This is a genomic window from Chryseobacterium paridis (assembly GCF_016595215.1).
GTDB classification, from domain to species: domain Bacteria; phylum Bacteroidota; class Bacteroidia; order Flavobacteriales; family Weeksellaceae; genus Chryseobacterium; species Chryseobacterium paridis.
Genome location: NZ_JAENHK010000010.1, coordinates 1,859,851 through 1,873,418, shown reverse-complemented (window position 1 = coordinate 1,873,418; position 13,568 = coordinate 1,859,851). Strand labels below are relative to the sequence as shown.

The 13,568-nt window shown below is 35.0% G+C and carries 9 protein-coding genes; 4 read left to right on the top strand and 5 right to left on the bottom strand.

The genetic code is table 11. The features are described 5' to 3' along the window. The first annotated feature begins 12 nt into the window (after positions 1-12). The 4 genes from JHL15_RS17925 to JHL15_RS17910 all read left to right on the top strand — a co-directional run bounded on the left by JHL15_RS17925 (position 13) and on the right by JHL15_RS17910 (position 3,893). Positions 13-261 carry a NifU family protein gene (locus tag JHL15_RS17925; protein WP_200247994.1) on the top strand — a complete coding sequence of 83 codons (249 nt, stop codon included), beginning with the start codon at positions 13-15 and terminating at the stop codon, positions 259-261. A 111-nt stretch (positions 262-372) separates the two neighbouring features. Next, positions 373-942: an NfeD family protein gene (locus tag JHL15_RS17920; RefSeq protein WP_200247992.1), complete on the top strand. Its 570-nt coding sequence runs from the start codon at positions 373-375 to the stop codon at positions 940-942. Positions 943-970: 28 nt separating this feature from the next. Then, positions 971-2,554 carry a flotillin family protein gene (locus JHL15_RS17915; protein WP_200247990.1) on the top strand — a complete coding sequence of 528 codons (1,584 nt, stop codon included), beginning with the start codon at positions 971-973 and terminating at the stop codon, positions 2,552-2,554. Between the two features lie 724 nt (positions 2,555-3,278). Continuing rightward, positions 3,279-3,893: a response regulator transcription factor gene (locus tag JHL15_RS17910; RefSeq protein ID WP_200247988.1), complete on the top strand. Its 615-nt coding sequence runs from the start codon at positions 3,279-3,281 to the stop codon at positions 3,891-3,893. A 96-nt stretch (positions 3,894-3,989) separates the two neighbouring features. On the opposite strand, the gene JHL15_RS17905 is transcribed toward JHL15_RS17910, so the two are convergent. From JHL15_RS17905 to JHL15_RS17885, 5 genes are all read right to left on the bottom strand, one after another. Next, positions 3,990-7,031, bottom strand: a complete 3,042-nt coding sequence (locus tag JHL15_RS17905; RefSeq protein ID WP_200247986.1) for a choice-of-anchor I family protein — start codon at positions 7,029-7,031, stop codon at positions 3,990-3,992. Between the two features lie 272 nt (positions 7,032-7,303). Next, positions 7,304-7,963: an NAD-dependent epimerase/dehydratase family protein gene (locus JHL15_RS17900; protein WP_200247984.1), complete on the bottom strand. Its 660-nt coding sequence runs from the start codon at positions 7,961-7,963 to the stop codon at positions 7,304-7,306. 299 nt (positions 7,964-8,262) lie between these two features. Beyond that, entirely contained in the window at positions 8,263-9,147 is an 885-nt protein-coding gene (locus JHL15_RS17895) for a Ppx/GppA phosphatase family protein (protein WP_200247982.1), read from the bottom strand. Continuing rightward, positions 9,144-11,216, bottom strand: a complete 2,073-nt coding sequence (ppk1, locus tag JHL15_RS17890; protein ID WP_200247981.1) for a polyphosphate kinase 1 — start codon at positions 11,214-11,216, stop codon at positions 9,144-9,146. Before ppk1 ends, JHL15_RS17895 begins: the two co-directional genes overlap by 4 nt. A 204-nt stretch (positions 11,217-11,420) precedes the next feature. Further along, entirely contained in the window at positions 11,421-13,052 is a 1,632-nt protein-coding gene (locus tag JHL15_RS17885; RefSeq protein WP_200247979.1) for an autotransporter outer membrane beta-barrel domain-containing protein, read from the bottom strand. Between the last annotated feature and the right edge of the window lie 516 nt (positions 13,053-13,568).

The following is a 13,568-nucleotide window of genomic DNA, read 5'->3' as shown; positions in this document are numbered from 1 at the left end:
GAATTGAAAAATATGGAAACAAACGTAGCACACGAAGATACTGTAACGAGAGTAATGGAAGCTTTAGAAAGTATTCGTCCGTTTTTAAATAAAGACGGGGGAGATATCGAGCTTATTGATGTGAAAGACAATGTGGTTTATGTCAAACTTTTGGGAAACTGTTCCGGATGTTCTTTGAATTTCTCAACGCTGAAATTAGGTGTTGAAAATACAATCAAGCAACATGCTCCGGAAATCCAAAAAGTAATAAGCGTAGAGTAATACAACGATTTATAGATATTAAAGACAGGCTTAAAAAAGCCTGTCTTTTTTGTTGGGGCTCTCCTTGAAATTGTAAAATAGTTTCGTTATATTTGTGAGAAACACACACTTATGTTTGGATTTTTAGAGAATTTAGAACCCCTTAACCAAGGCTTTTGGTATATTGCTTTAGGTGCCAGTTTAATATTTTTAATTCAGACAGTTCTTACTTTTATAGGGGGTGGTCATTCTGATGGACTTCATACGGATTTCACAGGTGATGTTAGCCATGGAGATACTCCTTTTCAGTTATTCTCGTTTCGAAATTTAGTTAACTTCCTTCTGGGATTCGGATGGAGTGGTGTAGCATTTTATAATTCTATAGGAAGTAAGGTATTGCTCTTTTTTGTGGCCATTCTCGTTGGAACAGGTTTCTTGGTTTTATTTTTTATTCTTATTCTTCAGATTTTAAAATTAACGGAGGACAATACTTTTAAAATGGAAAATCTCATCGGAAGAACTGGGGAGGTTTACCTAACAATTCCTGCAAAAATGAGTGGAAAAGGAAAAATCTTAATCTCTGTAAATGGTGCCAATCACGAACTTCCTGCAATGACAGAAGCCGAAGAAAGTATCCCATCCAGTCATTCAGTAAGAGTGATATACATTTATGACAAAATCCTTGTCGTTGCAAAAGTCTAATTGATGATCAATAATTTATAAACTATATATGGAAATTCCCGGAACTCTTATTTTAACAGTTGTAATAGTAGTCGTACTATTCGTTACTTTTCTTGCGCTTATTTCGCGATACAAAAGGTGTCCTTCAGATAAAATTCTGGTTATTTATGGTAAAACAGGAGGGAGCTCTGCAAAATGTATTCACGGAGGTGGAGCTTTTGTATGGCCTGTAATTCAGGATTTTGCTTATCTGGATCTGAAACCAATTTCTATCGAAGCTAATCTTACCAATGCGCTTTCGCGTCAGAACATTCGTGTCGATGTACCATGTCGTTTTACCATTGCTATTTCTACCGAGCCGGATTCTATGGGAAATGCCGCAGAACGTTTGCTAGGATTATCTCCTGAGCAAATTCAGGAACTTTCCAAAGATATATTATTCGGTCAGTTGCGTTTGGTGATTGCTACGATGACTATTGAAGAAATTAACTCTGACAGAGATAAATTTTTAGATAACATTTCTAAAAACGTTGATACCGAATTAAAGAAAATTGGTTTAAAGCTTATTAACGTTAACGTAACGGATATCAGAGATGAATCCGGATATATTGAAGCATTAGGTAAAGAAGCGGCGGCTAAAGCTATCAATGAAGCTATTATTAGTGTAGCAGAACAAACTAAAATTGGTGAAACAGGAAAAGCAATTGCCGACCGTGAAAAAGATACACAGATTGCTGAAACCCAGAGAGACCGTGATGTTAAAATCGCGATCACACAAAAAGACAGAGAAGTAAGTATTGCTGCTGCTGGAAAAGATGAAGCAATTGGTAAAGCCGAAGCTGCAAAGGAATCACGTATTGCAACTTCCCTGGCTAACTCCATTGCTGTAAAAGGGGAAAATGAGGCAAAAATTACGATTGCCAATTCTGATGCCGAAAGGAGAGAAAGAGAAGCTGAAGCTTTAAGAATAGCTACTGCTGCAGAAAAAGTACAGGCTGCAAGATCCTTAGAAGAATCCTATGTTGCAGAGCAAAAAGCCGAAGCGGCAAGAGCAGAAAGAGAACGCTCCACACAACTGGCAAACATCGTAGTTCCTGCTGAGATTTCTAAACAGAAAATGATTATTGATGCGCAGGCCGAAGCTGAAAAAATAAGATTACAGGCAAAAGGAGAAGCTGATGCTATATTTGCAAAAATGGAAGCCGAAGCAAAAGGACTTTATGAAATCCTGACAAAACAAGCTGAAGGGTACGATCAGGTAGTAAAAGCAGCAGGAGGTGATGCAAATAGTGCATTCCAGTTGTTACTACTTGAAAAGCTTCCTGAGTTGGTTAGAACGCAAGTGGATGCTGTTAAAAACATTAAGATCGACAAGGTTACTGTATGGGATAGTGGTAATGGTAAAGATGGAGCTAATTCCACTGCAAACTTTGTTTCCGGAATGATGAAAACGGTTCCGCCATTAAATGATCTGTTCAATATGGCCGGACTTAACTTACCAGATTATTTAAAAGGAAAGCCGGAAGAGGTTCAAAAGGAGATCATTAAGATCGTTGAGAAAAAAGAAAAGAAGAATTTTGATGATATGACCTTGGAAAATGAACCTCCAAAAGAGGGTTCTTCAGAGGCATAAAAATGGAGTTCATATTTGTATATATTTAAATATTTATAGTGAATTATTATTTTTAATAAATTATTCTATTAAAATAATGTAATATGTTTAAAGACAGGTTTTTAAGACCTGTCTTTTTTTATGTGTTTTAGCCTGTTATTTTGGGTATGTAAAGTAGAATTAATATTAAATTCATATAGAAATAATTCTATGTTTTTGTGAGTTTTATTAATGCTACTTTTGTAAAAAATTTATTTACAACACTATATGAGGTTCTTTTTGCTTCTGTTATGTTTTTTCTTTTCCTATTTTAATGTACAGTACTCCTTAATGCGGTTTCTGGTTCATCACAGATTTACAGAAAAAAGACTGAAAATCATTAAAGAAGACAAATCTGGCTTTATACAGTTCGTAAATATAAATGCTGTTTCCATGAATCGTGATCTATATTAATTGGCAATACAACCAAAAACCGTGTACTGAATAATTTTTTATACAGATAGAAGTTTGAATGCATTTAGGGAATAGTAGAGTTACCAATTAGAGTTATAAATCTTCTCAAAAACTAAATAAATTATTAGAAAATAGTGTGTAAAACCTTTATTATAAAGAAATTTATTTTTAAAAGATCGTATCGGCCTACAAGTTGTATAGCATTTTATTGCTAAAAATCGGAAGAGGAAATACTTTCCAAAAAGTCAAATAACAGATCCCTTTTGGAAATTATGATCAAAAACTAAGAACTATGAAAAAAATACTCATTGCGGATGACCATTATATTGTGAGAACGGGTACTGCGCTGCTGTTGGAATCGAAACTTCAATATCCTTGTGTGATAGATTTTGCAGAAAACTATATTGAAACCAAGGAAAAAGTCTCTAAAGAACAATATGATCTGGTTATACTTGATATAGATATGCCAGATGGCGTTTTTAAAGCAATGGTAAAGGAACTAAAAGAGAAACAGGATCATCTTAAAATCATGATATTTTCTACTTATGATGAAAGTATAGGGATTCAGTATATTGAGGAGGGAGCGGAAGGTTTTCTTAATAAAGGAGCATCAGAATCCGAAATATTAAGAGGAATTACCGCAATATTTGAAGAAGGCTATTATTATCCCTCTAAAATGGTTAATAAGTTACTGTCCCATTCTAAAGATAGCCGTACTGTAGAGAAGCTTTCAAAAAGAGAGTTTCAGATATTTAAATTATTAGCAGAAGGAAACGGAAACATAGAAATTTCTAATATCCTCGATCTTAAAATGTCGACCATCAGTACGTATAAAAAGAAAATTTTTGATAAACTGAAAGTCAAAAATATTGTAGATCTTGTTCGTATATATGATGATATGCATTGATAGATAAAGCGGATATTCATTCAAGTTGTCTCATATAGAAAATTAAAAAAGCTCCGGACAATCCGGAGCTTTTTTGAATCAACTAAATAATATATTCTACTTTACAATTATTCTTTTTATAGTGCCTTCTGAGGTTTTTACCAGATATACTCCGGTAGACAGTCTGGAAGTATCTATTGTTAAAGCATTCTTTTCTTTTCCAATTAATTTTCCGGACATATCATACAATTCATAATCCTGTGCTCTGTTGAAGTATAGTGTATTTCCTTTCGCAACAGGATTCGGGAAGATATTGAAAGTGGCTTTTTCAGTTTTCACTTCGCCTGTTCCTAGCGTTGGTGATTGTGCAACCTCATACATGGATAAAGTTCCGCTGATCTCATTGGCGATCACGACATATCCTTTTCCTGTGGTTGTATTTTGAGGAGCGATGTAAATAATACCCTCCGGTCCATTATCCCCTCCATAAGCAGAAGTAGATCGGGAGTTCTTATAATCCGTAAATGTTACGTTATTAGGATCCGTAATATTATAAACCATAACACCACCGGTTCTTTCTAAAGTGATAAAAGCAAAAGTTTGTCCGTTGATCGTTCCCAATGCTACACCTTCAGGTTCAGGACCTTTTGCACGGCTTCTGTTTTTAGCACCATTGGTTTCATTATCAGCATTAAATATCAACGGGTGATTAGCAGCAATATATCTTTCGAATTTGTCACCACTGTCATAGACAATCTGTTTTGTATCAGCATTAAAAATAGAGAAAGAACGAGCTCCCATTGCATTGATTTCTTCATACTCAGCATCACCGTCTGTATTTCCATTTACGTTCGTCACTCTGAATCTTCCTAGATTATGAGAAGCTTTTAATATCGATGAATTTGGGAAGATGGTTGCATCTAAAGCATAACCATTAGCTCCTACAGTAGTTCTTTCACTAAAGCCGGAAAGATCCTTTTCATCTCCTTCATTAGCCGTTACAATGTAATTGATACCACCTACTTTATAGTTTTGCACAGCATCCGGAGTATAGAATGTTTTTACCGGCCAGTTGGCAATTAAAATTTCACCATTATTGTCTGAAGCATCAAATCCATTTCCTGGCAGGCTCATATCTTTTTTGCCTAATCCCCAAATACTTGTTATCGTTTTTGTTGCGAGGTTTACTTCAGCAATTGCATTATTTTCCTGAAGAGTAACCCATGCTTTTTGACTGTCTGAACTTACCGTAACATATTCAGGCTCTAAGTCCTGAGCTAGTGTACTTGTAGCCTTTACTTTTCTCAACCCGGTTGCAAAAAGTGCAGCCTCCTGATTGTTGAAATTGGTGAAATTAAGAGTGGTAACGTTAGCCTGAGTGACATTGTTTACACCTCCTGAAATATCGATAATACTAATTGAACCTTCCGGATCTACAGTATAAGCATCATTCGGTTCTCCCTCATTTGCCGTGATTACTTTTGTTCCATCAGGAGTGAAAGTGATCATATCAGGTAAAGCACCTACCGTTACTTGTTTAAGGAAGTTTCCGTTGATATCAAAAAATATCACAGAGCCATTTTGTTGAGGATTGGCATTTGGAGAGGAAACTGCTAAAATTCCATTCTTTACAGCTATACTTGTGATTCCTCCATAAGGAGCCATATTTACTGTGTTTGTAACTACAGGAGTCGTTGGATTACTGAAATCAATAATATCAAAAACATCTGTCAAAGAACTGATGGTAAATAATTTATGACTTGTAGGATCATGAACTACAATTTCTGTAGAACTGTTGTTATTACCCGACGGATCGAAGCTTCCAATATAGTTTAATTGGATCTGATTAGAAGGAACCGGAGCTGCTTTGTCATTATCTATAATGTATATCGTTGCTGAATTGTCTCCGATGATGGTTGCCCCAACTGGATTTTCAAGGCTTACTACAAAATATTCTGCCTGCTGCTCCTCTAGTGTATCGTCAATAATTGGAATGTTTACAATATAACTGGTCGTGGAAGGAGTGATGTTGATCGTCTGATTACTTAATGTAAAATCATTATTTCCAGCCGTGCTGAAGGGTGCGGGTTTTACAACAAGATTGACCGTCGAAGTGGATGGATTATTAACATTAATTTTAAAACTTAAGTTCCCTGCATTTTCATTTACTTTGATGAAATTCTTCTCCAATGAAATACTCGTACCTGCAGTCGTAAAAACAGTTGATGTTGTAGTCGTAACAGCGTTATCACTAAAATCTTCGACTGTATTTGGTTTTAATGCTAAATAATAGGTTTGGTTAGGAATTAAACCGGCAGTTGGGATTACAGTAATCTTATTATTATTGAAAGTTGTTGTAAAAGGAACCTGCGTTCCTGAAGCATTTCCTAAACGAAGTTCAACAAGATTTTGAGCATTTGTATCAGTGATCGTAGAATTGTCGATCAATCTTACGTTTTCGTTAAAAGAAATCGTAGGATTTACTGTTGTAGAAGCATTATTTGTATTGTTGGTTGGAAGATAAGCTACGGAAGGTGGAGTCGTATCAGTACCAGTTACAGCTGTTGCGTCAACTGTAAAATTATCAAAACGATTGTTACCAACATTTCCTCCTGTTCCGGTAGAAAACTCAACCTTTAATTTAAAATTGGGATTGTTGGAAACTCCTGCAATAGCTGAAAAATCAAAAGTAACTAATTGAGGATTTCCATCCTGAGGACTTACCGTTTGATAAGATGTAAAAGTCGTACCGTCAAGTGAATAAGACCAGGTCTGTGTTCCTGCTCCGGAACCTGACCTTCTTGTTGTGAACTTGACAACAACATTATTATATCCCGTAGTTGGTAATGAAAACTGAAGAGCTCCTCCAATAGGATTATTAAATCTTAAATGAGTTCCTGCCGGATCATTATTTCTGGTATTTAGATTATCAACATTGAAGTTTTGCCCAGTTCCTCCGGCAAAATCAATAAGACTTGTTCCACCTGCAATAGCAACGAGTGAAGTACCGTTTACTAAAGATGAAGTAGGAGTGGTGATAGAAGTTTCTGAAGCATTGTTATTGAAATTCCAATAATGAATCAATGATTGTCCAAAAAGGCTGCCCTGAAACAAAACAGCGATAGGGAGGAAACCTCTAAAAAAGTAGTTTTTAGTCATTTTTACTTTAAATTTTGATTAATGCAAAAATGGACTTTATCCTTTGTAAATATTTTAATAGAATTTTAAGAAATGATTAATAATATGTAATAATATTAATATAATCATCAATCAATTAGGGGGCAGCTATTTTTGGGTTTTATTTTGTTGTATCCATGGTTTTTCATTTGAGATTTTTTCTAACGGATGTTTCTGGGTGTATAAAAACCCAGAAATTGCAGTCAGAACCAAAAGGATGAAAATAACAAGGATAATTCTTTTTAGCATTTCTCTCATATCGCAAGTTTTTTAATGTCTCGAATTTCTAAAGCTGAAGTCGGGTATCCTTTGTTCACCACATTGATCATCGCTTTTCCGACCTCATGCAGTGTCAAAGATTGAGAAGGCAACAGGACAGGGAATAGCCATATAAACGGTTTGAAAAACCATCGTACATTGACCTGTCCATCCACTGGTTTCATAAATCCCGGGCGAAAGTTGTATGCTGCCCGAAATCCTAATTTCTTCAAAGAGTTTTCTGTTTTTCCTTTTACTCTTGCCCACATGGTTTTTCCACTTTCTGTGCTGTCAGTATGTGAACCGGAAACATAATTGAAAACCATATTGGGGTTTTGATCCATAACAGCTTTGGCAAAATGAAGGGTCGTCTCATAGGTTATTTTAGTATAGTCTTCTTCATTCATACCAATACTACTGATCCCTGCACAGAAAAAACAGGCATCATAGCCTTTCAGGTTTTCATCATTTGAGTCAATATTCATAAAGTCAGAAACAATATATTCCTTTAGCTTAGCATGTTTTTTTCCCGAAGGTTTTCTACTCACACTTAAAATTTCCGATACAGCAGGATTTTCAAGACACTCCATCAAGACGCCTTCTCCTACCATTCCTGTTGCTCCTGTGATGATTATTTTAATTGGATTTGAACTCATGTTATTGCGATTATACTTTTATAACGATTGGGCATTTAAATTTACTTTAAAAAAAATTAAGTTTTTAAAATATTTTTAAACGTTAATGTATATTTTAGTTTATTACAGAAGAGAAAGACTTTGTAAGTCAGGAAAATATTCTGTTTTTGCGAAAAATGAATTTATTAAACATAACATTATTTTAAGTAAATTTTAATAAATTTTGTTTCAAAAAATAAACTATTAAACATTTATACCTGAAAATAAAAAACCAGTTGTAGGTACAACTGGTTATATTATCGGTGATTTTCAAAATAAAATCATTTTTTCTCATGCAGCTGAGCGTAGATATTATGGATAAGACCATCAGCTACCGAAATTTTTGGAACAAAGATCCTATTGATATCAGACCATGCCATCACACTATTGAAAATTTTTAAAGCATGAGCCAGAACGTCTGCTCTGTCTTCTCTCAGATTGTGTTTCGTCATTCGTTCATCTATGCTCATCTGATCGAATTCTTTATGAACTTTTTTGAGATGGGCCAATGACATCGGTTTTCCGTCTTTAGTTTTACTCATAGAGAACACTTTATTAATGTTTCCTCCTGATCCGATCGCAACGATTGGCTTTTTACTAATGATATTTTTCTTTACCTCCTGCTTCATTTCATACCAATTATCTGCGGTAACAAGATTATTGAGTAAACGGATCGTTCCAATATTAAAAGATTTCTCGTACACCATTTTATCATTTTCATAGAAAGTAAGCTCTGTAGAACCTCCTCCTACGTCGATGTATAAATACGCGAATTCTTTATCAAGACCTTCTGCAACATGGTTTTCGTAAACTAAAGTGGCTTCTTCATCTCCGGAAATAATTTCGATATTGATTCCTGATGTCTTCTGTACCTGTTCAATGATATCGTGTCCGTTTTTTGCATCACGCATCGCGCTTGTTGCACATGCTCTGTAATGGTCGACCTTATAGATTTTCATAAGGTCACTGAAAATTTTCATTGAATCGATGACCATCTTCTCTCTTTCCGGGCCGATTTCGCCACGGGTAAATACATCCATTCCTAATCTCAAAGGAATTCTAAGAAGATTAAGTTTTATAAATTCCGGATGCTTACCATTGGTTTTTACTTCATTTATTAATAGTCTGGCGGCGTTACTTCCTATATCTATTGCTGCAATCTTCATTTGGTTTTGGTTTTAGCTTTTAAATATTTATAAGTTTCTATTTGAGAACGACATTCTTCCTTATCATTCCTTACATATTCGTTGCTCAGTTTTTTATCTAAAATTCTGGCCTTTACATTATCTCTCAATTGTATATCCAGAATATCTTTCAATTCCTTCTTTAATTCTTTGTCTGTAATTTTAGCTGCTGCTTCAATCCTATAGTCAAGATTTCGGGTCATCCAGTCCGCGGATGAGATATACATATCTTCTGCACCTTTATTATAAAAATACATAACTCTGGCATGTTCCAGATATTCGTCAACGATACTTACTCCTTTTATTTTTTCTTTAAACTCTTTTTGATTTACAGCACAGTAGATTCCTCTCACGATTGTTTTAACAACAACTCCTGCCATGGCTGCCTCATATAATTTTGTAATTAAAATCCGGTCGCTTACGGAATTGGCTTTAACAATAATTTCTGCTCTTCTCCCTGCTTTTGCTTCATCAATTTCTTTGTCAATATGATGTAAGATCCTTTCACGCATAAACTGAGGACAAACCACCAGACTTTTGCAGGTTTTTAAAACTGCTATATAATCTTCTTTTGGCTTTTTCAGAACATTAAAAACTTTATTGATGTCCGCCATAACACCTCTGTCAGCTGTCATAAGAAGATGGTCTCCATAAATTCTGGCTGTTTTTTCATTAAAATTTCCTGTACTGATAAAACCGTATTGGATGGTTTTGTTATGTGCTCTCTTTTTAATAACACAAAGTTTAGCATGCACTTTTTTATCCGGAATACCTACTAGTACGGTGATACCTTCAGGCTCCAGCATTTCTTTCCATTCAAGATTGGATTCTTCATCGAATCTTGCCTGAAGCTCAAGCATTACCGTAACTTCCTTACCGTTTCTTGCGGCATAGATCAATGCATTAATGATCTTTGAGCTGCTTGCCAGACGATAGGCTGTAATCTGTATGGATTTTACATCCGGATCCATTGCTGCCTCACGAAGAAGGTCAATGACAGGATTGTATTTGTGATAAGGGAAGGTAAGAAGCACATCATTTTTTAGAATAACATCAGTTACTCTTTCACCATGCTCAAATGCAGGGTGGGTGAATGAAGTTCTTTCTATTGGTCTTGCATAGGCTTCAAAAACATCTGGGAAATCCATGAAATGTTTGAAATTATGGATTTTTCCTCCCGGTATGATACTGTCTTTTTTGGTCAGATTAAGCTTGCGGATCAATAATTCCAATAATGCCTTATCCATATCTTTATCAAAGACAAATCTCGTTGGTTTTCCTTTTCTACGGTTTTTAAGGCCTTTTTCTATTTTTTCCGCAAAATTGGTTTTGATATCATTATCCAAATCCATTTCAGCGTCTTTCGTTACTTTAAAAGCATTAGCCGCAAATTCATCATATCCAAAGTAAGAAAAAATGTGGGGTAAGTTGAAAGTGATAACATCTTCCAACAGCATTACATTTTTTTCCTGTGGATCTTCAGTAGGAAGCAGAACAAATCTGCCTACAAACCTGGATGGAATTTCTATAATGGCATAATTACTTTGGTATTGCCAGTCTTTTTTCCTCATAGCAACCCCCAGATAAAGACTTTTGTCTCTTAAATAAGGCATTGATGTGTTTTCGTGAAGAAGAATAGGAATTACATTGGATTCTACGACTTCATCGAAGTATTTTCTTACAAACTCCTTTTGTAATGCGGTTAAGTTCTTTGCATTTTTAATAAAAACATTCTGGTCGGCCATTTCACTCTGAATCTTCTTCCAGGTTTTATCAAAATTCTGTTGCTGTCTGATTACAATTTCGTTGATCCGCTGCAGAATTTTTGAAGGTGGCTGATAAAAAGATTCGGCAATTACTTTTTCTTTAAAATCCATTGCTCTCTTTAATCCGGCAACACGTACTCTGAAAAATTCATCTAAGTTGTTGGAGAAAATTCCCAGAAAACGTATTCTTAAATGCAATGGTACATTCTCGTCCATTGCTTCTTGTAAAACCCTTTCATTAAAAGCCAGCCAGGTAATATCCCTCGGATTAAAGTGTATTGACATATTTGTGCATAAAATTTATCAAAAATAAGGATTAATACATATCAAAAGTCTATAAACAAGGTTAAACTTTGATTAAGAATATATTTTTGTAGAAAATTTTAATGCGACTTTAAAATTATAGTTTTCTTTGAAAGTTTTTTTAATAAAAAAGACCGTCATTTATAGACAGCCTTTTTATTAATTCTTTGGATATTGGATTATGATTTAATGGGTTAAAACGTATTCCACAGCTTTTTCTAAAATATTACAGAATAATCTGGAGTTATTGTTTTCTGTACAACTGCTGCTTCCTCCTGTGAATCCATCTGGACGATCTCTATTGATGTACCAGTTGATATCTCCAATAATAATAAGATTGTCATTTATGATTCCAGTAGTTCTTCCTCCCTCAGTATTCATAAAAGGAGATGCAGAAGATGGATGAGAGATAGCTCCTATGTATCTGTTCAAGAATATTGTAGATCCTGTTGGGATATTTCCAAAGATACCACTTGTTGGGCCTACATTTGAAGCAGATGTTTTTGCATTTCTTCTGTTATTAGGAGTGCTTTGAAATGAATATCCTGCAAAACTGGTAAATGGAAAAAATGAATTATGACCATCGGCTCCGAGGTAAAAGAATTTTTTCTTTTCAGCAATCTTTTGAGCAAGAATATTTCTTTTAGATTGAGGGAAGTTTCTATTGGTTATATAACCAACCCATATAATATCGGCATTATCAATAGCATCACGGAACGCCTGATCACTACTATTGGAAACATTTACTGTTCTATAATTAAAACCTTCAATTTTTACCGTTCCAGAAGGACCAAAGTTTGAGCTGTTGTTCAATTTGGATCTGGCAACACTTGTATACGAATCTGAAGATAAATTAGATCTCCAGTTATCAGGTGTAAGGGATAAGATGGTTATTCTACGGGCAGTTTTTGGCTGAACTGTAATACTGAATGTACAGCTTTGTCCTCCAAAATTCACTGTAAAGTTAGCGGTTCCACTATTGGATGGAGTTCCGTTAATAGTTAATGTAATGCTTCCGTTTGCATTGGTTAATGTTCCTGCAGGTGATGTAGCGGTAAGTCCTGTCACTCCTGTAGAATTAATACTTATCGCTCCGTAAGGACGACCGTTTCCTCCGGTATAGTTAATTACTTTAGTCTCATTGCTTACTAGTGTTCCCTGGGTATAGGTTCCTGTTAATGCTCCATTTGTACAGTTTAATGTTGCTACTACAGGACCGTTGTTTCCTACATTGATTGTAAAAGTACATGACTTTCCTCCTAAGTTTATTGTAAAGCTGGCAGTACCTGACGTATTTGGTGTACCTTCAATTTGTAGAGTGATACTTCCATTGCCATTAGCGAAAGTACCTGCAGGTGCTGTGGCTGTAAGACCTGTTACGCCAGTAGATGAAACATTGATAGCTCCATAAGCTTGTCCACTTCCTCCAGTATAGTTAATGACCTTGGTTCCATTGCTTGTTGTTCCTTGTGTATAAGTTCCGGCTAATGCACCATTTGTACAATCCAGCGAAGTGATCGGGACTACAGTAGTGCCATCACAACTGTCGCATAGACAGTTTGACCAGCCTGTAGATTTATAAACTTTTACACAATCTGCCGTGGAATCATATATAATAGTTCCGATAGCTACATTTCCTCCTTGTGGATTGGCTATGTTTCCCGTACTTGAATTAGTTGGAAGAACCAGACCATGAATATTAGTGGTAGGCTTATTAATATCAAGGGCTCCTCTGGGATTAGGAGTTCCTATCCCTATTTGTGCATATGTCGTTTCAAATAATGCAATTAACAGTAGAAATAGAGTTTTTGTTTTCATTTGTGTGTATTTATAAGTTATTGTACAATAGTGTACTAAAATGTTGACATAGAAAAGAACATTACAAAATAAATATAGCTAGAGTAGGGCACCCTTGCGATATATTTTAATTTGAAATGTTGCAGATCTGAATACGTGTATACTATTAAATATAAAAGAGAGGGAACTATTTATACTTAATAATGGATTAAATCGGATTCAGAATTTAGATGATCAATAATTATAGTAATTGGATAATCGATCTGGATGATGGTTTGGGTGATTATGAGAATGGGAATAATTAATTGTATTTTTCATCGTGTGTGTTTGTGTTAGAATATCCGTCATTTATTATCAATTGGTATGCCAAAATAAGCAAATTCGACATTAAAATAGATTAAGTGAAAATTTTCATAAACTATTGATATATAGGTTAATATTTTATTTTTTAATTCTAATGATCTCCGTCTGAGTCTTTGTTTTCAAAGGTCGTGTGTCAATTTGTCATATAATTTTGAATGGTACGAATATTGAGAA